This window comes from Nocardioides sp. LHG3406-4, assembly GCF_049897745.1.
In the GTDB taxonomy this organism is placed as follows: domain Bacteria; phylum Actinomycetota; class Actinomycetes; order Propionibacteriales; family Nocardioidaceae; genus Nocardioides.
Genome location: NZ_JAFCWV010000002.1, coordinates 498,375 through 515,460 on the forward strand (window position 1 = coordinate 498,375; position 17,086 = coordinate 515,460).

Annotated in this window: 16 protein-coding genes and 1 riboswitch; of the genes, 6 read left to right on the forward strand and 10 right to left on the reverse strand. The window is 70.6% G+C overall.

Annotated features, from left to right (window positions below; all coding sequences use genetic code 11):
• The first annotated feature begins 115 nt into the window (after positions 1 to 115).
• Both ACP7BP_RS08455 and ACP7BP_RS08460 read left to right on the forward strand, forming a co-directional pair.
• Positions 116 to 397, forward strand: coding sequence for a hypothetical protein (locus tag ACP7BP_RS08455; protein ID WP_426244130.1), 282 nt, complete (start codon positions 116 to 118; stop codon positions 395 to 397).
• Between the two features lie 28 nt (positions 398 to 425).
• The gene (locus ACP7BP_RS08460; RefSeq protein ID WP_426244131.1) at positions 426 to 1,712 is read left to right on the forward strand and encodes an NYN domain-containing protein; all 1,287 of its coding nucleotides are present in this window, start codon (positions 426 to 428) and stop codon (positions 1,710 to 1,712) included.
• On the opposite strand, the gene ACP7BP_RS08465 is transcribed toward ACP7BP_RS08460, so the two are convergent.
• Positions 1,702 to 3,594 carry an LTA synthase family protein gene (locus ACP7BP_RS08465; protein WP_426244132.1) on the reverse strand — a complete coding sequence of 631 codons (1,893 nt, stop codon included), beginning with the start codon at positions 3,592 to 3,594 and terminating at the stop codon, positions 1,702 to 1,704. The two genes, ACP7BP_RS08460 and ACP7BP_RS08465, sit on opposite strands and share 11 nt — an antisense overlap.
• Positions 3,595 to 3,722: 128 nt before the next feature.
• Between ACP7BP_RS08465 and ACP7BP_RS08470 the strand changes: the two genes are divergently transcribed.
• The 4 genes from ACP7BP_RS08470 to ACP7BP_RS08485 all read left to right on the forward strand — a co-directional run bounded on the left by ACP7BP_RS08470 (position 3,723) and on the right by ACP7BP_RS08485 (position 7,792).
• Positions 3,723 to 3,929: a hypothetical protein gene (locus tag ACP7BP_RS08470; protein WP_426244133.1), complete on the forward strand. Its 207-nt coding sequence runs from the start codon at positions 3,723 to 3,725 to the stop codon at positions 3,927 to 3,929.
• Between the two features lie 158 nt (positions 3,930 to 4,087).
• A riboswitch (cyclic di-AMP (ydaO/yuaA leader) is annotated at positions 4,088 to 4,239 on the forward strand.
• 28 nt (positions 4,240 to 4,267) lie between these two features.
• The gene (locus ACP7BP_RS08475) at positions 4,268 to 5,260 is read left to right on the forward strand and encodes an NlpC/P60 family protein (protein ID WP_426244134.1); all 993 of its coding nucleotides are present in this window, start codon (positions 4,268 to 4,270) and stop codon (positions 5,258 to 5,260) included.
• A 46-nt stretch (positions 5,261 to 5,306) separates the two neighbouring features.
• A complete protein-coding gene (locus ACP7BP_RS08480) occupies positions 5,307 to 6,536 on the forward strand; it encodes a hypothetical protein (protein WP_426244135.1) in 1,230 nt (409 codons plus the stop codon).
• The gene (locus ACP7BP_RS08485) at positions 6,533 to 7,792 is read left to right on the forward strand and encodes a M48 family metallopeptidase (protein ID WP_426244136.1); all 1,260 of its coding nucleotides are present in this window, start codon (positions 6,533 to 6,535) and stop codon (positions 7,790 to 7,792) included. Before ACP7BP_RS08480 ends, ACP7BP_RS08485 begins: the two co-directional genes overlap by 4 nt.
• Before the next feature lie 16 nt (positions 7,793 to 7,808).
• Here ACP7BP_RS08485 and ACP7BP_RS08490 read toward each other — a convergent pair whose 3' ends face one another.
• From ACP7BP_RS08490 to cpaB, 9 genes are all read right to left on the reverse strand, one after another.
• Positions 7,809 to 8,000 carry a Flp family type IVb pilin gene (locus ACP7BP_RS08490; RefSeq protein ID WP_426244137.1) on the reverse strand — a complete coding sequence of 64 codons (192 nt, stop codon included), beginning with the start codon at positions 7,998 to 8,000 and terminating at the stop codon, positions 7,809 to 7,811.
• A gap of 92 nt (positions 8,001 to 8,092) precedes the next feature.
• Positions 8,093 to 8,323 (reverse strand): Flp family type IVb pilin, encoded by a 231-nt coding sequence (locus tag ACP7BP_RS08495; RefSeq protein ID WP_426244138.1) that lies wholly within the window; start codon positions 8,321 to 8,323, stop codon positions 8,093 to 8,095.
• A gap of 152 nt (positions 8,324 to 8,475) precedes the next feature.
• Positions 8,476 to 9,138 carry a response regulator gene (locus ACP7BP_RS08500; RefSeq protein ID WP_426244139.1) on the reverse strand — a complete coding sequence of 221 codons (663 nt, stop codon included), beginning with the start codon at positions 9,136 to 9,138 and terminating at the stop codon, positions 8,476 to 8,478.
• Positions 9,135 to 10,724 (reverse strand): sensor histidine kinase, encoded by a 1,590-nt coding sequence (locus ACP7BP_RS08505; RefSeq protein ID WP_426244140.1) that lies wholly within the window; start codon positions 10,722 to 10,724, stop codon positions 9,135 to 9,137. Before ACP7BP_RS08505 ends, ACP7BP_RS08500 begins: the two co-directional genes overlap by 4 nt.
• Entirely contained in the window at positions 10,724 to 11,650 is a 927-nt protein-coding gene (locus tag ACP7BP_RS08510) for a type II secretion system F family protein (protein ID WP_426244141.1), read from the reverse strand. Before ACP7BP_RS08510 ends, ACP7BP_RS08505 begins: the two co-directional genes overlap by 1 nt.
• Before the next feature lies 1 nt (position 11,651).
• Positions 11,652 to 13,574 carry a type II secretion system F family protein gene (locus tag ACP7BP_RS08515; RefSeq protein ID WP_426244142.1) on the reverse strand — a complete coding sequence of 641 codons (1,923 nt, stop codon included), beginning with the start codon at positions 13,572 to 13,574 and terminating at the stop codon, positions 11,652 to 11,654.
• Positions 13,574 to 15,094 (reverse strand): CpaF family protein, encoded by a 1,521-nt coding sequence (locus tag ACP7BP_RS08520; RefSeq protein WP_426244143.1) that lies wholly within the window; start codon positions 15,092 to 15,094, stop codon positions 13,574 to 13,576. The genes ACP7BP_RS08515 and ACP7BP_RS08520 overlap by 1 nt, the downstream gene beginning before the upstream one ends.
• 4 nt (positions 15,095 to 15,098) lie before the next feature.
• The gene (locus ACP7BP_RS08525; RefSeq protein ID WP_426244144.1) at positions 15,099 to 16,259 is read right to left on the reverse strand and encodes an AAA family ATPase; all 1,161 of its coding nucleotides are present in this window, start codon (positions 16,257 to 16,259) and stop codon (positions 15,099 to 15,101) included.
• A 6-nt stretch (positions 16,260 to 16,265) separates the two neighbouring features.
• Positions 16,266 to 17,006 (reverse strand): Flp pilus assembly protein CpaB, encoded by a 741-nt coding sequence (gene cpaB / locus ACP7BP_RS08530; protein WP_426244145.1) that lies wholly within the window; start codon positions 17,004 to 17,006, stop codon positions 16,266 to 16,268.
• Positions 17,007 to 17,086: the final 80 nt, after the last annotated feature.

Consider the following 17,086-nt stretch of genomic DNA (forward strand, 5'->3'; position numbering starts at 1 on the left):
GGACGCTAGACGTGGGCACCGACAAAGCCGGGACGGCTCGCGGACTACGCTGACGGCGATCGGCGTGCCGATGCTCCGTCCGGACCGAACCGAACCCGCTCGACAGGAGACTCTCGTGACCACAGCCCTTCCCGACGGGTCGCACCGCTGGCGCTGCGCCGGCTGTGGAAACCTGACCCGCTTCGACGTCAGTCGCAGTCGACGGACCACCGAGTTCTGGCACTTCGACCTCGCCGGCGACCACGTCGTCGAGAACGAGCAGGTCAACGACGAGGCCCTGGAGTCGGTGACCTGCCGCTGGTGCGGTCGCTCCGACGCCATCGAGCTCGTGGACCGCAATGAGGCCTCGCTCGCGGACGACCCCACGGGCGACGATCCGGCGGCTGGCCGGAGCTAGGACGAGGTGACCGCCTCGTGACCACCGGATGAGTGCCGCGCCGGAGCCCGCATCGGACGCGGCAGCTCCGCAGCTGGCGGACCTTCCCGACGTCGTACGCCTGCGGGTGCTGGCGCTGGCTGCTGCCGCGCTCCCGGCGGTGAGCGACATCCCTGCGCCGCTGCGGAGGGTGGTGCTCTTCGCGCCGCAGCGCCGCGCCCGGCTGGGCGGGTCGGCCATCGCGGCGGCCCTGGCCGACGACGGGTTCCGAGCCGCGGTCGGGGTGCAGGTCGCCGCGGCGGCCCAGCCCGGCGACGACCCGGCCTCGACAGCTGCCTGGTCCTGGCTGACGCGCCCCGACGACTGGCGAGAGATGTACGCCGATGCGCTCGGCCGACTGAGCCCGGCCGCGTCGACGGATGCCGGGACGGCCGAGCTGGACCGGCTGCGCCAGCGGGTCGATGCGCTGGAGTCCCAGCTGCGCGAGGGGAAGGCGAACCACCGGCAGCGGCTCGACGAGCTCAGGGGCGAGAACATGACCTTGCGGCGCAAGCTCGGCGACACGCGCGCCAGCCAGCGCGCGACCCAGGCCGCGCTCGACGAGGCCCGCGCCGCGCTGTCGTCGGCCGAGGGCGCCGCCAGTCAGGTCGCCGCCCGCGCGGAGACCGAGATTCGCCGGCTCCGCGCCCAGGTCGACGAGCTCACGGCCGGCGTGCGGACCGACAGACGAGACGCACGCACCCAGCGCGACGAGGCCACCCTGCGTGCCCGGCTCCTCCTCGACACGGTGCTCGACGCCGCCAACGGCCTGCGTCGCGAGCTGGCGCTGCCCACGGTGGAGGGGGCGCCCGGCGACCGCGTCGAGGCCGAGATCGACGCCGCCGGCGCGCCCGTCACGGCCCGACCGAGCCCTCCGGCGGGTCCCGCGCTGCTCGAGCAGCTGCTGACCCTGCCGCGCGCCCGGCTGATCGTCGACGGCTACAACGTCAGCAAAACCGCCTGGGAGCAGTCCTCGCTGGAGGCCCAGCGAGTCCGGCTCCTGGGAGGCCTGGCTGCCGTGGTCGCGCGCACCGGCGCCGAGACCACCGTGGTGTTCGACGCCGCCGCATCGACCAGCCGCCCCGTCGTCGCGACACCGCGTGGGGTGAAGGTGCTGTTCAGCCCGGAGGGCGTCATCGCCGACGACGTGATCCGCGACCTGGTGGCCGCCGAGCCGCCAGGTCGCCCGCTGGTGGTCGTGACGAGTGACCAGGAGCTGGCGGCCGACGTACGCCGTGCGGGTGCGCGCTGCGTCGACTCCGCGGCGCTGGTCGTCCTGCTCGGTCCTACCGGCTGAGCGGGTAGAACATCTCGTCGGCCGCGTAGCGCTGGCCGATCGAGAAGTCGTACTGCACGAGGGCCATGTCGTGCAGCAGCTCCCTGGCACGAGGGGTGAGTGTGGTGGCGGTGTACTCCCTACCCGTGGGGTCGAAGTACTTGCCCTGCTCCATCGCAGGGACCTCGGCGCGCACCGCCTCGAGCAGGGCGTAGTATGGCGGGATCCGCGCGCCCGCCATCTCGAAGAGCATGGGCAGGAACATCGTCGGGCTGGTTAACGGCTCCGCTGCCGGCACCGTGCCCTGGTTGGACCAGATGAAGTACGGCGTGCGGTACATCCCGATCCCCGGGTTCTTCTCGACGATCTCGTCGCCGTAGATGCCCGGCTGGTGGTCTCCGTAGAACACTACGTACGTCGGCTCGTCGGTCTCTTCGAGAGCAGCCAGCATCCGGTCGAGCGACTCATCGGTGTACGTCAGGCCGCGGGCGTACTGGCCGGCCGAGTCCGCCTGCTCATCGGACACGCCGTCCACGGGGAGCGGATGAGCGTAGGACCCGGCCACCGGCACGTGGTTCTGCATCGTCACGAGGTTGATGAAGGCAGGCTGGTCGATGGTGCGGATCTGGTGGAGCACCTCGTCGAAGGCGCTCTCGTCGGAGATGAAGTCCCCGTTCTCGATCTTGGCGTCGGACTGCATCGTCGTGTCGTGGATGAACTCGTCGAAGCCCAAGTTCTCGTAGACCTTCTTCCGCTGGTACATCCCGGTGAAGTACGGGTGGATCGCGATGGCACGGTGGCCCGTGCCCTTGAAGAGGCCCACCGCCGAGGGAAAGCCGTCCTGATCGGCGACGAACTGCTGGTACGGCGTGTTCGTCTGCGGTGAGAGGAGGGCGAGCGACTGCCCGGTCAACGCCTCGAACTCCATGTTCGCCGTACCCCCGCCGTACAACTGGGCGAGCATCGTGCCCGAAGACGTGCCCGACATCGTCGCTCGGGTGCGCGGGATCGGGTCCTCATCGAGCTCGAGGCCCTTCAGCTGGGTCGGGTCACTGAACGCCTCGCTGAGGATGACGACCACATTGGCGTCGTCCAGGCGGGCGGCGTCGCGGCCGCGGTTGGTCTCGGCGGCCGCGGCTCTCCACCGAGCAGTGAGGGCACGCATCGTCGCCTCGCTGTAGCCCTCGGGAGCCTTCATCGCCACGGACGGCATGTTGTAGAGGAACCCTCCGACGAAGCCGTTGGCCCGGTAGTTGAGGCGTTGGTACCAGAACTTCCAGGCGACGTCCTTGCTCTCGTAGACGCCGCGCCACGCGTTCCCGGGCTCGTTGAACCGGGTGGCCTGGACGAGGGCGACCACGCACGCGAGCGCAACAACGGCGCGTACGACGAGCAGCGCCGTCCAGCGTCGGGGGGCGGTGCTCCTGCGCACGCGTGGGAAGGCGGGCTCGAGCCGGTGTCCGATCCAGATGAACGCGACCAGGACGGCTAGGACCAGCAGGACCGCGAGCAACCAGGTGGTGGGTGAGGCCATGGCAAGCACGAAGCGCGGCGTCGACAGGAAGTCGAGGTCGCTGGGGTAGAGCGGCTCCGAACGGACCCGCAGCTTGGCGACATTGGCGCCGGCGACGACGAGCGTGAGAGACAGCATGACTCCGAGGGAGAGCCAGAGCCGGCCAGTGATCGCCATGAGGAGATAGATCACGATGGTGAGTGCCGCGATCTCGAGGTAGAAGCCGCTGCCGCGGGTGAACGGGCTGTACCAGTGGTCGTTCCAGCCCGCGGCGCCCCACGTCGTGCTCCACTCGAGGAGCAGCGCGCACACGCCGGCGAAGAGCACCGCGTAGATCACCGAGATCAGCAGCACCCGAAGCTGTCGCAAGCGCGATATCTGGTCGTTCATGGCGCCTCGATGCTAAGTGGCCCAGACCGGTCGTGTGAGCGGTTTGGGGCAAGACGCACGGGTGGCGACACGCCGACCTCGGGTCGGTGCGGGGCGGAATGTCGGTGCCCCCTGGTTCAGTCCAGGACATGACGACACGGATCGACTGTGACACCTGCCTGGTGCGGGGGCTTGCCTGCCACGACTGCGTGGTCACGGTGCTCCTGGGCCCGCCTCCCGAGCTCACCTTCGACGACGACGAGCGCGCAGCACTGGACGTCCTGGCGGCGGGCGGGCTGGTGCCACCACTGCGCCTGGTCCGGCCGGTGGCCGGCCCCGAGGCGGAGTCCGCGTGACTGGTGTGACGCATGTGAGTGGTGTGACGAGAAGTCCGCGATTCGGTCGATTGGGCCGCGACATCCTGTTGAAAGTTTGGCCAACCCCTCCGGTCGCGGTTAGTCTCGGTCGCTCAGGCTCCCGTGACAGTGGATCATCAGGATCCGCGCGGGGGCCGCGCCGAGTCCTTTGGGCCGTGGGCGACCACGACCCGGAACCGGGGAACCAAATCCCTCTGGGGTGAATCGCCGTCAAGGCGGCCGCGCACGCGGCCGAGGAGACGGTGTAGGGCAAGTCGTGCCCGAACCCGTCAGCTCACCCGGTAGGCGTACGACACCACAAGGGAGACCGCCCGCTCGTGATCCACGACCGGCTGCGAATCAGCACCGCCCTCGTCGGGCTGACCGCGATAGCCGTCACCGGCTTCGTCGCGGCCACCCCCGCGCAGGCCGAGCCCGAGATCAAGGACGTGCAAGCGCGCGTCGACCGCCTCTACCACCAGGCCGAGCAGGCGCAGGAGCGCTTCCACGACGCCAAGCTGCAGCTCGACGACCTCACCCAGGATCTCGGCACCCTTGAGTCCGACGAACGTCGCCAGGACGCCCGCCTCGACGTCGTCCGCGACCAGGTGCGCGACTCGATCCTGCGTCAGTACCAGGGCGAGAGCATCTCCACGGTGGGCCAGGTCGTCGTCTCCGACGACCCCAGCGCCTTCCTGGGACAGCTCTCGACGATGTCGGCCTTCAACGACCTCCAGTCGGACCTCTTCTCCTCCTACTCCACCGAGCTCGATGCCCTCGACCTTCGTCACGAGGCCACCACCGAGCGGTCGACGGAGATCAAGGAGGTCACCGCTCAGCTGGCCGACGAGAAGGCGGAGGTCGACGAGAAGCTGGCCGAGGCCAAGGAGCTGCTCTCCGACCTCAAGGACGACGAGCGCCAGCGCCTGATGTCCCTCTCTCGTGGCGACACCACGCGCCTGCCCTCGGACGTGCCTGCCTCGGGCCGCGCCTCGGCGGCCGTCGCCTACGCCATGGCCCAGGTCGGCGACTCCTACGTCTACGGCGCCGCCGGCCCGAGCGCCTTCGACTGCTCCGGCCTCACGATGATGGCCTGGGCGCAGGCCGGCGTCGGCCTCCCGCACTCCTCCAGCGCCCAGTACGGCTCCGGTCCGCACGTCGCGGCCAGCGACCTGCAGCCCGGCGACCTGGTGTTCTACTACAGCCCGATCAGCCATGTCGGCATGTACATCGGCAACGGCCTGATCGTGCACGCCGCCAACCCGGGCACGGGCGTGGCGGTCGCAGGCCTCTACTCCATGCCGTACGTCGGAGCCGTGCGCCCCGGTTGATGGGGCCCCGCAGATGACCTCGAGGACCGGTCACCCACGCTGGTGGGTGGCCGGTCTTTCGTTGGTCGTGGTGTCGGCCCTGGTCGTCGGGGGCACGCTGCTGCTCCGCGACGACACCTACCGCGTGCCGATCCAGCGCGGTGGTGCCGCAGCGGGGGAGCGACCGAGTGCGCGGCCCGCGCTCGCCAGCTCGGCCCTGCACGCGCTCGAGCACGCCGTGCAGTCAGGTGACGCCACGGCCGTGGCGTCGCTCGCGCCCGACGTCGCGGCGCGGGCGTTGCTGGCAGCCGTGGTGGCGAACAGCCGCGACCTCCACGTCGAGGACTTCTCGATGCGCTACGTCGACGAGATCGGCGCGACGGAGCCCGACGGGTCGTGGCGGGCCGCCGTCGACCTCACCTGGGCCTTCGCCGGCTTCGACCGCAGCCCAGCAGCTGCGGAGGTCGTGGTCGGCTTCGTGCCCATCGGCGACGGCGTGGGCATCGCCTCTCTCGGAGACGCCTCGAGCACGTCCAGCGAGCGCCGCTCGCCGGTCTGGCTGGGCCAGCGCGTACACGTCGTACGGGCCGAAGGCATCCTGGTGCTCGCCGCGGAGTCACGCCGGGTCGCCCGCACGTACGCCGACCGGCTGCGCGCGGCCTACCCCGTGGTCCGGGCGGTCCTGCCCAGGTGGCGGCCGTCCGTGGTGGTCGAGGTGCCGCCGTCGGCGGCCGCTCTTGACGCGGCCCTCGGATCGCCCCGAGGAAGCTACGAGGCGGTCGCTGCTGTGACCACCACGGTCGACGGCTCCCAGGACGACCAGGCGCCGGTGCACGTGCTCGTGAACCCCGATGTCTCGGGGCGGCTGCGCAGCCAGGGCGCGCAGATCGTGATGACCCACGAGGTGGTCCACGTCGCGACCGGCGCAGCACTCAGCCCGATGCCGTTGTGGCTGCTCGAGGGTTTCGCCGACTACGTCGCGCTCCGCGAGGTCCGGCTGCCGCTCTCTGTCACGGCTGCCCGGATCGCGCGTCAGGTGCGCCGCGAGGGGCCACCCGACCGGCTGCCGGGCGCTGAGGAGTTCGACCCGTCGGCCGAGGGTCTCGAGGCGGTCTACGAGTCGGCCTGGCTCGCCTGCGTGGTGCTGGCCGACCAAGTGGGGGAGGACGGGCTGAAGGAGGTCTATCGCGACGCCGACTCCGGCACCGCGCCGAGGGCCGCATTGCGCAGGGCCGGCATCGGCCAACGGCACCTGGTCCGGCTGTGGCGGGAGCGCCTGCAAGACTTGGCGTCGTGAAGCAGACGCCCCGGTCGGGAGAGCGACGGATCGCCGGCTGGGTCACCCTCGTGGGCTGCGTGAGCTTCGTCGTGCTCGCGATCCTGCTGGTGCCGTGGCAACCGGTCCCCGGAGGCCGGGTGGCGCCGGTGGACCCGGGATCGGTGTTCGGCTCGGCGGAGCTGTCCCGCGCCGAGGACTACGCCCGCTGGGCGCGCGTGTGGAGCTGGGGCTCCCTCGCGGTGTCGCTGGCGGTTGCCGCGCTGCTGGGCTTCACTCCGATCGGCCGGCGCCTGATGCAGAAGCTGCCCGGACCCTGGTGGATCAGGGTCGTGCTCGGTGTGGCGGTGTGCGACCTGGCGGGACGGCTGGTCACGCTGCCGTTCGCCGTGATGCTGCGCCGGCAGCAGCTCGACTACGACCTGACGAGGCAGTCGTGGGGCGGGTACGCCCTCGACACGGTGAAGGGCGAGGCCCTGGACATCGTGGTGTTCAGTCTCGCGCTGGTCGTGCTCGTGGGGCTGGCCCGGCGCTGGCGCCGTGCGTGGCCCGCGATCGCGGCGGCGTTGCTGGCCGGCTTGGTCGTGCTGGGATCCTTCGTCTACCCGCTGCTCGTGGAGCCGCTGTTCAACACCTTCACGCCGTTGGCCGACGGTGGGCTGCGTACCGGCATCTTCGAGGTCGCCGCCGAGGAGGGGGTGCCGATCGACGACGTGCTGGTCGCCGATGCCTCACGCCGTACGACCACCCTCAACGCCTATGTCAGCGGCTTCGGGAGTACGCGCCGGGTGGTCCTCTACGACAACCTCGTCGAGGACCTGCCCCGGGACGAGGCGCTCTCGGTGGTGGCGCACGAGCTGGCGCACGCCCGCCACCGCGACGTCGTGGTGGGCACCACCTTGGGAGCCGCCGGCGCGGTGGCCGGGGTCGGCCTGCTGGCCCTGGTGGTCGGCTGGCCGCGACGCCGCCGTCCAGCGAGCGCGGGGGACCGGATGGCGGACCCGGCCGTGGTGCCACTGGTGCTGGCCCTGATGGCGTTCGGGACGGTGCTGTCGATGCCGGTGCAGAACGGCATCAGCAGGCAGATCGAGACCCGTGCGGACGTCGACGCGCTGCGGGTCACCGGCGAGCGGGCGCCGTTCGTGGAGCTTCAGCGCCAGCTGGCGCTGCGCTCGGTCGCGGACCCGACGCCGCCAGGGTGGTCGCAGTGGTGGTTCGGGTCGCATCCCGGCGTCCTGACCCGGATCGCGATCGCAGAGCGGGTGTTGCCCGACTGACCCGATCTCCGCCTGGCTACTCGCAGGAGGTGCTGATGGTGGTGCCGGTGGCGCTGGTGATGTGCTTGCAGCTGTCCAGGGACACTTCCCCGGCAACGCCACCGAAGGCATAGACGGCCACGGCGATGACCGCGGCGATGCCCGAGACGAGCAGTCCGTACTCGACAGCGCTGGCACCGCGCTCGACCGACCGGCAGGGCATGGTCATTGGCTCGCCTCGTGGGTGATCAGGGCCGGGGAAGGCAGATGGCCGTGGGCTGGTGCCCACGGCCATCGGTGCCTCAAGAAGGGTTGATCGGATCAGCTGGACGAAGACGCGCAGGTCCCGGAGATCGTGGTCTCGGAATTGCTCGTGATCGCGGTGCAGGTGTCGCTGAAGGCTTCCTTGACGATCGGGCCGAGGGCCATCACGGCGACGACGATGATGGCCGCGATGCCGGCGATGAGCAGGCCGTACTCGACGGCGGAGGCGCCGCGCTCGTCCATCTTGGCCTTCTGGCCCTGGATGAGGATGGTGAGGTACTGGATCATGGTGAGTCCTTCCGCTAAGGATGCTGGGTCGGTAGGCACTCGCCTGGCCCGATGGGTCAATCGTCGCCGTTGTCGCCGATCCGTGCGGTCCACACATCAGTCGAGGATTGGTAGCCCGAACGGGCTACCCCGGCAGTGACCCGGGTGCGCCCTCAGCGGCCGTTCGGCGAGATGCTCGACAGCAGACCGCTGCGCATCGCCGTCACCAGCGCCTGGGCGCGGTTGGTGGCGCCCAGCTTCTGGTAGATCCGGGCGATGTGGGACTTCGCCGTGGACTCGCTCATGTAGAGCTGCCCGGCGATCTGGCCGGCGCCGAGACCGTCGGCGAGCAGCAGCAGCACCTCGTGCTCGCGGTCGGACAGCCGGGTCGACTCCCCGGTGGTCCGGCGGATCATCGCGGCCGAGAGGCCGGCGCACAGGAACGTCCGCGGAGAGACGGCGGCGTGCTTGGCGGCCTTGACGACCTCGGTGGACGGCGAGTCCTTGCCGACGAACGCCGAGGCGCCCGCCTCCATGGCGGCGAAGATCTGCTCGTCGCCGGAGTGCATCGTGAGGACGACGAGCCCAGTGTCGGGCTGGTCACGGCGGACGGCGCGGACGACGTCGAGACCCGTGCCGTCGGGGAGCTGGAGGTCGGTGACGATGACCTGTGGCCGGTGCGCGTTCCAGCCCTCCATGGCCTGGGCGACGGACCCGGCCTGGCCCACGACGCTCATGGTCCGGTCGAGCGAGAACGCGGTGGCGAGACCGTGCCGGATCAGCTCGTGGTCGTCGACGAGGAGGACGGTCGTCGGGCTGGCGCTGTCGGCGTTCATGCGTCGATGCGGTCCTTCGGGGTGGTGGGGTCGGCCGGTCTGACGCCTGCAGTATCGCCTACCCGCACCGAGACACGGGTGCCGCCGCCCGCTCGGGGGCCGACCTCGAGGGTGCCGCCGATCAGCGCGGCGCGCTCGCGCATGATCGAGAGACCGTGGGAGTCGCTGCGCCCGGGCTGCAGTCCACGACCGTTGTCGGTGACGACGATCTCCGCGGACGGCGCGTGGACGCGGCAGTGCACGTCGATGAGCGAGGCATGGGAGTGCCGCACGGCGTTGTTCATCGCCTCCTGGGCGATACGGAGCAGCTCCGCCTCCACCTCGTGCCGCAGGCGGCTGGTGCGCTCGTCGGCGGTCACCGCGATCGGCATGCCGCTCACGTCGCTGAGATGACGCGCGAGGGCGGCGATCGCGGCGCCGAGGCTCTCGCTGGATCCGGCCTGGGTGCGCAGCGTCATCACGGAGTGGCGCACCTCGCCGACCACGGACGTGATCATCGACCGCAGCTGGCGCAGGGCCGCCTCGTGGTCCGGGGTGGGCGCCGAGCTGATCAACGCGTCGACGATGTAGCCCATCGACGCGATGTCCTGCGCCACCCCGTCGTGCATCTCCCGTGCGAGCCGGCGCCGCTCGTCGGACGTGGCGGCATCTCGGAACTCGGCGAACAGCTGGGCGGTGTCGAGGCGCAGGGCGATCGGCTCGAGGCCGGTTGCGATGGAGCGGAGCTGCTTGGTCAGCCCCAGCAGCTCGGGATCGAGACCGGCGGCCAACCGCCCGCTGACGACAGCGATGGTCTCACCCGACGTGGTCAGCGGGAACGCGAAGTCGTGGCCGACCACCTGCACCGTGGACTCGGACCAGGCGGTGTCCGCCAGCTCGTCGGTGTACGGCGGCTCGAGCTCCTCGGAGGAAGCCTGGTTCGCGAGGGCGATGAGGCGGTCCTCGCGGCGTACGTAGAGGACCGCGCGCTGCACGGGCAGCTCGGCGCTCACCTCCTCGAGGATCGAGCCCGCCATGCTCGTCGGGTCCAGGCCGCCGCTGAGCTTTCCGGAGAGGTCCAGCAGCTCACGGATGAGCAGCCTGGCCTCGCGGTAGGGCGCGGAGCTGTCCGGCTCGTCGTCGGCCAGCGAGCCCAGGAAGCTGGCGACGAGCCCGAGACCGAAGCCGGTGACCAGCCAGGTGAACACGTCGGCCATCTGGTCGGCCGTGGGAGCCGCCTGGCCGAGTCCGATGACGACGACCAGGCCGATGGCCTCGGCGGAGACGGACGCGGCGACTCCGCGCGCGCCGCGCCACAGACCATGGGCGAACGGCGGCACCGCGAGGGCCGCCAGCAGGGCGGGAGCCTGCGCGAAGGCGATGCCGCAGACGAGCCCGACGAGCAGGGCCTCGGCCAGGCACACCAGGACCAGCGGCAGGCGGGTGCGGATGGCCAGCGACACCGAGAACCAGATGCCGATGAGGGCGATCAGGCCCAGCACGCCGTAGATCTCGCGAGCCCACAGCACCGGCGCCCCGAGTGCGAGCAGGACGAAGGCGCGCGCCCCGTCGACCAGCCCCGAGTGCGGCCGCACGGCCCGGCCCATCAGCCGAAGTTTTCCATGATGTTGATGGCGGCGGGGCCGAGCACCGCGATGAACAGGCAGGGGAGGATGCAGAAGATCAGCGGGATGGTCATCTTGACCGGGACCTGCATGGCCTTCTCCTCGGCACGTTGACGCCGTTTGATGCGCATTTCGGACGACTGTACGCGCAGGACCTGCGCAATCGGGATACCGAACGCGTCGGCCTGCACCAGGGCGCTGATGAAGCTGCGCAGCTGGGCGAGGTTGGAGCGCTCGGCCATGGCCCGCAGCGCGTCGGCTCGCGAGGATCCGATCTGCATCTCCCGCAGCACTCGCGAGAGCTCCTCGGCGAGCGGGCCGGTGGTGTTGTAGGCGACCTGCTGGACGGCGGCGTCGAAGGCCAGCCCGGACTCGACGCTGATGGTCATCAGGTCGATGGCATCGGGGAGCTCCTTGGCGATCTGCGCCTGCCGGTCGTAGGCACGCTGGTAGAGGTACAGGTTCGGACCGAAGTAGCCGACGACCGCGCCCACCAGGGTGAAGCCCACGCGCGGGCCCAGGCTGAGGCCGAGCAGGGTGGTGACGAGCCCGGCCACGACCAGTCCGGCGACGGCGCCGATGACCTTGAGCGAGACGACCCGGTCGACGCTCCAGCCGACCGGACTGCCCGCCAGGTCCAGCTTGTGGGTGATCCGCTGCGCGGAGTCGGCCCCCGTGAGGCGGCGGCCGAGGCCGAGGGCCCGCTCATGGAGCGGAGCCATGATGCGCTCGGAGAAGGGCTTCTCGAGCTCCGCGGTGAGCTCCTTGGGAGCCCCACCCATGGAGTGCAGCGCGGCGATCGCCCGCTCGACTCCGGGCTGGTGCTGCGTGCTCCCCGAGGTGGCCAGGGACAACAGGTAGATGGCGAGGACGATGAGCAGCGCGCCCAGGATCAGCAGCAGGGTCATGTCACACCTCCACCTTCACGAGCCGGCTCATCCAGAACGCCCCCACGGCCAACGCGACAGCGGCGCCGCCCATCATCAGCCAGCCGAGTGGCGAGGTGAACATGACACCGAAGTAGTCGGGCTGGGTGAGCAGCAGGTAGACCATGAACAGGGGAGGGAGGAGCCCCAGCACCCAGGCGGAGAGCCGGCCCTCGGCGGAGAGGCTGAGGACCTGTCGCCGCAGGTACTCGCGCTCGCGGATGGTGCCCGCGACGGTGTCGAGCAGCTCGGCGAGGTTGCCGCCGACCTGGCGCTGGATGCGGATGGCCATGACGACCCAGGAGAAGTCCTTGGAGTCGAAGCGCTCGGCGACCCCTTCGAGGGCGTCGTCGATGTTGACGCCCAGCCGGGTCTCCACCAGGACCCGGCGGAACTCGGTGGCCACCGGCTCGCCACCCTCCCGGACGATCGTGTCGATCGACTGCGCGAGGGAGAGCCCGGCGGCGAGGGAGCCGGAGATGAGCTGGAGCGTGTCGGGCAGGGCGGCGTTGAAGGCCTTGTAGCGGCGCTTCTTCATCATGCCCAGCCACACCCACGGCACGAGGACTCCGAGGAGCAGGAACACCAGTCCGAGGACGATGTTGCCGCGCCCGACGAGCAGACCGAGGAGCCCGGCGCCGACCACGATGCCGGCGTGCAGCAGGAGCCACTCCGACGGGAGGAACCCGCTGCCCGCCGCGTCGAGCCTGCGCGCGATCCGCTGCTCGAGCGACTTGTTGCGGCTGAGGACGCCGGCGGCGGCGCCCTTCGCCTGGGCCAGGGGCTGTTCGGCCTGCTTGCGCTCGGCGGGTGTCGGGCCGCGACCCCCGGCGGCGGCGTACTGGACGACCCGCTCTGCCGCGGTCAGCTCGGCCGGGCGCCCCAGGGACAGCACGAGCATGGAGATGAAGCCGAGGAGACCGATGCCGACGAGGCCGACGCCGGTGTAGACGCCCCACAGTGGGATCTGGATCGCCGAGTCGGTGCCCGGGGGCGACGGCAGGGGCGTGGTCGCCGGCTTCGCGGTGCGCTCGCGCACCGGCGCGAAGATCTCGGCCGTCAATGTCGTGGCGCCGGCCTGCAGGGAGACCGCGACCGTGGCGTCGGTCGCGGTGACCGAGGCGGGCACGTTCGCCGTCACGAGCACCTGCCGGGCCAGCACGTCGGCCTCCGCGGAGAACGTGTCGGCCAGGGCTCCGGAGTCGGCGCTGATCACCTGGCCGTCGCCGGCGGCGGCCATCAGCGAGAGGGGCTCGACGGCGTCGCCGGCCTGCTCGAGGGACACGACGTCGGTGAGGACCTCCGCGTCGCTGATGGCGCTCTGGACGGCCGAGATCTCGGTGCGGCTCGTGTCGGCTCCGTCGGAGAGGACGAGCAGGCTGCGCTGCCCCTCGGTCCCGGCCATCTCGACGCCTGCGAGAACGCCGTCGTACAGGCGGGTCTTGGGCCGCAGCGACAGCTTGTCGATGACGCCGCGGGCGGCGTCGCGGTCGAGCGTGGGCGACAGGGGCGTCGAGACGTCGCTGTCGAAGGTCACGATGCCGACGTAGACGTCGGCGGGGAGGGTGTCGAGATAGACCAGCGCCGCGGCCTTGGCCGCAGCGAACCGTGCTCCCCGCATCGAGTTGCTCGTGTCGATGGCGAGCACGGAGGTACGACGGACGGTGGTGCTGCCCGCGGCACGCTTGGCCGTGGCGTCGGCGGCCGCGCCGTCGATCGTCACCTCGGCGGACGACAGGTCGATGTCGGAGTCCGGCGGGACGCTGACGAGCAGGCTGACGGCGCCGGCCTCGTGCTGCACGTGGGTGATGGCGGCTTCGTCGGCGGCGTACGCGGCCTGACCCGGGCCGAGAAGGGTGATCGTCGCCAGCGCAGCGACCACGACCACCCGGGGCAGACGCGCCATCACAGGCCGTCCATCGCGAAGAGCATCGGGTCGACGTTCACGTTGGAGTACTGCATCTTCTCGAGGAACTTCGGACGGAGGCCGGTGGCCCGCAGTCGGCCGAGCGCCGATCCGTGGATGTCGAACCCGGCGGAGTTGTCGAAGGCGAAGATGTCCTGCAGCGTGATCACGTCGCCCTCCATCCGCTCCACCTCGGTGAGGTGGGTGATCCGGCGGGTGCCGTCCTTGAAGCGTGTCTGGTGGACGATGAGGTCGACCGCGGAGGCCACCTGCTCGCGGATGGCGCGGATCGGCAGGTCCATGCCCGCCATCAGCACCATCGTCTCGAGGCGCGCCAGGGTGTCCCGGGGACCGTTGCTGTGCAGCGTGCAGATCGAGCCGTCGTGGCCGGTGTTCATCGCCTGGAGCATGTCGAGGGCCGAGGAGTCACGGACCTCGCCCACGATGATGCGGTCGGGACGCATGCGCAGGCTGTTCTTGACCAGGTCGCGGATCGAGACCTCACCCTTCCCCTCGATGTTGGAGGGCCGCGACTCGAGCCGGACCACGTGCTCCTGCTTGAGCTGGAGCTCCGCGGCGTCCTCGATGGTGACGATCCGCTCGTCGTGCGGGATGAACGACGACAGCACGTTGAGGGTGGTGGTCTTCCCGGCGCCGGTGCTGCCCGAGACGATGATGTTGAGACGGCCGCGCACGCAGGCGTCCAGGAAGTCGGCGGTCCGGTTGCTGAGCGAGCCGAACCGGATCAGGTCGTCCACCGTGAGCGGGTCGGCGGCGAACTTGCGGATGGTGAGCGCGGAGCCGTCGATCGAGAGCGGGGGGATGACCGCGTTGACGCGGCTGCCGTCGGGCAGCCGGGCATCCACCATGGGACTGGACTCGTCGACGCGCCGCCCGATGCGCGACACGATCTTGTCGATGGTGCGGCGCAGGTGCAGCTCGTCGGTGAAGTTGGCGTCGGCGGCCACGAGCCGGCCCCCGCGCTCCAGCCAGATGCTGTCGGGTCCGTTGACCATGACCTCGGAGACCTCCGGGTCACGGAGGTAGGGCTCGATCGGCCCGTAGCCGAGGATGTCGTCGCTGATCTCCTGCGTGACGCGGGTTCGGTCGACGGCGCTGAGCGGCTTCTCCTGGGACGACAGCACGTCGTGCAGGGCGCCGCGCACCTTCTGGTCGAGCTCGTTCTGGTCCAGGTTGGCGGCGTAGAGCGTGGGGCCGAGCTGGCGCAGCAGCTCGGTGTGGACGCTGGCCTTGATGTCTCCCAGCCGGTCGGTCTGCTGGGGGAGCGAGCGCCGGGACGGCGGCTCGCCGGCAGGTACGGCGGCCCGCCGCTTGCCGACCTGGGTCGTCGACGGCTCGGGCGGGGGCACGGGAGCGGTGACCGTGGTGGTCAACGGCGCCCCGATGATCAGGTCGTCGAGGTCGTCCCGGTCGTCCTGAGGGGGCTCGACCCCGTCAGCGGCGGGTGCGTCCTCCTGGCGACGCCGTGCCTGCGCGAGTCGATCGGCGAGACCGCTCATCTGGTCACCTTCTGATTCGGAAGCGCCGGGAGCCGGCGGTCGATGAGGCGTCGTGGTCGAGCACCTCGCCGGTCAGCCGGGTCGCGAGGGCGCGGATGACCTTGGAGGACTCGTGGTCGGGCGAAGAGACGACGATCGGCTGGCCGGCGTTGGTGGCGGCCGCGATCTCCATCGAGGTGACCATGCGTGCGGCGACCTCCATGCCGAGGATGGACTCGACCTTGTCGGCGCCCAGCCCGACCTGGTCGTCCGCCCGGTTCAGGAGCAGGTGGCGGTGGTCCAAGGCGATGCTGAGCATGTCGAGGGTGTCGAGCGCCACGCGCACGTTCTTCAGCGTGGGTACGTCGAGCGTCGCGACGATCACGCACTCGTCGGTGCCGTCGAGCGCGGTGAGTGTCTGCTCGTCGAACGTCGGCGCGCTGTCGACCACGATGTAGTCGAAGTGCTCCTGCAGCGCCTTGATCACTCGGGTGACGAGCGCGCCGGTGACCCGGTCTCGGGCATCCGGCAGGCTCGGCGCCGCCAGCACCATCAGCCCCGACTCGTGGGGGGTCAGCATGCTGTGGACGAGCCCGAAGTCGAGGGTGCTCTCGCTGCCGATCAGGTGCTCGATCGAGTGCGTCGGGAACAGCTGGAGGGTGATCGCCACGTCGCCGAAGGCGAGGTCCATGTCGACCAGGCAGACCTTGCGGCTCGCGTCGGCGGCCAGGGCCAGGGCCAGGTTGACCGACACCGTGGTCTTGCCGACCCCACCCTTGGGCGAGAAGACGGTGAGCACCTTGCCCAGCGTCGGCGCCGGGGCACTGCCGCGCAGCGCGATCCACACCTCGTGCGCACGGTCGAGCGCTGCGCCGATGGCCGCCATGTCGCCGTCACTGACGACCTCGCGCACCCCGGCGTGCATCGCCCGGGTGAGCACGTCGGTGTCCACCGCCTGACGGATCAGCACGACGCCGATGGTGGGGCGCTGGGTGCGCATCTGGTCGGACAGCGTGAGGGCGGCGTCCAGGGACAGGTTCGGGCCCAGGACGACGGCGTACTCCTCGTCGCGCTGGTCGAGCCACGTCTCGAGCCGCTCGAAGGTGTCCATGGCGTGGCTGCCGGGCGGCAGAGCCTTGAGCAGCTCGGCCACCTTGACCTGGTCGGGATCGACGACGACGGGCATGTCAGGTCACTTGAAGAGGTTGTCGATGGTGACGCCGGAGTCTGAGGCCGTCACCTCGCTGTCGGAGTTGCGCAGCGCGAACGAGAGGTCGCCGTTCTGCTGGGAGTAGATGACCCGCTCCGCCTCCTTCTGGTCGACGGCCAGGGTGAGGATGGTGGCCGGCAGGGCCTCGACGACGGCGCCCTCGCCCGGGGCCGTCGGGGTGGTCGAGCCCACCGCGATGACCGTGACGTCGGGCAGCAGGAGACGCGTGATCGGCTCGTCCTCGGAGACGGTGCCGTCGACGACCGCCTTCCCGGTGCCGTTCACGAAGATCGAGACGCGTGATCCCGCCTTGATGAAGCCGGCCACGCGGGAGACGTCTGTCAGCTGGACCGAGATCGCCATCTTGCCCTCGGGGATGGGGAGCAGGGAGGCATCACCCGCGTCGCCGAACTTGTCGGTGATGATCTGCTCGCCGGGGTAGATCCGGGTGTTCGCGGCCTCGCCGACGAGGTCGTCGATGGTGGACACGACGTTCTGCATGGCTGCGTCCGCAGGCACGGGCTGGAGCTGCAGCTTGCCGCCAGCGGCTGCCGCGTCGATGGTCTCGCCAGGCTCGATCATCGCGACTGCGCGCAGCACCTCGACGTGGTCGAACTTAGCGGCGGCACGACTGTCGGCGCCCTGGACGTACAAGAACACGAGCACGGTGCCCAGCGCAGCGACGATCACGGCTGCCAGGAGCATGAGCTTGCGACGGTCCATCGGGGGCTGGCCTCTCACTCAGGGACGGGTGGCGTCCCTGTGGTTCGTCCGGTCGGCGGTCCGGGAGGCCGAGGCCGGCC

What these genes read in the sequence shown, in the direction of transcription:
- ACP7BP_RS08460 (WP_426244131.1), top strand. Translation starts at nt 426, where the DNA reads ATGAGTGCCGCGCCGGAGCCCGCATCGGACGCGGCAGCTCCGCAGCTG.
- ACP7BP_RS08470 (WP_426244133.1), top strand. Translation starts at nt 3,723, where the DNA reads ATGACGACACGGATCGACTGTGACACCTGCCTGGTGCGGGGGCTTGCC.
- ACP7BP_RS08520 (WP_426244143.1), bottom strand. Translation starts at nt 15,094, where the DNA reads ATGAGCGGTCTCGCCGATCGACTCGCGCAGGCACGGCGTCGCCAGGAG.
- ACP7BP_RS08495 (WP_426244138.1), bottom strand. Translation starts at nt 8,323, where the DNA reads ATGATCCAGTACCTCACCATCCTCATCCAGGGCCAGAAGGCCAAGATG.
- ACP7BP_RS08510 (WP_426244141.1), bottom strand. Translation starts at nt 11,650, where the DNA reads ATGACCCTGCTGCTGATCCTGGGCGCGCTGCTCATCGTCCTCGCCATC.
- ACP7BP_RS08525 (WP_426244144.1), bottom strand. Translation starts at nt 16,259, where the DNA reads ATGCCCGTCGTCGTCGATCCCGACCAGGTCAAGGTGGCCGAGCTGCTC.
- ACP7BP_RS08500 (WP_426244139.1), bottom strand. Translation starts at nt 9,138, where the DNA reads ATGAACGCCGACAGCGCCAGCCCGACGACCGTCCTCCTCGTCGACGAC.
- ACP7BP_RS08505 (WP_426244140.1), bottom strand. Translation starts at nt 10,724, where the DNA reads ATGGGCCGGGCCGTGCGGCCGCACTCGGGGCTGGTCGACGGGGCGCGC.
- cpaB (WP_426244145.1), bottom strand. Translation starts at nt 17,006, where the DNA reads ATGGACCGTCGCAAGCTCATGCTCCTGGCAGCCGTGATCGTCGCTGCG.
- ACP7BP_RS08465 (WP_426244132.1), bottom strand. Translation starts at nt 3,594, where the DNA reads ATGAACGACCAGATATCGCGCTTGCGACAGCTTCGGGTGCTGCTGATC.
- ACP7BP_RS08515 (WP_426244142.1), bottom strand. Translation starts at nt 13,574, where the DNA reads ATGGCGCGTCTGCCCCGGGTGGTCGTGGTCGCTGCGCTGGCGACGATC.
- ACP7BP_RS08490 (WP_426244137.1), bottom strand. Translation starts at nt 8,000, where the DNA reads ATGACCATGCCCTGCCGGTCGGTCGAGCGCGGTGCCAGCGCTGTCGAG.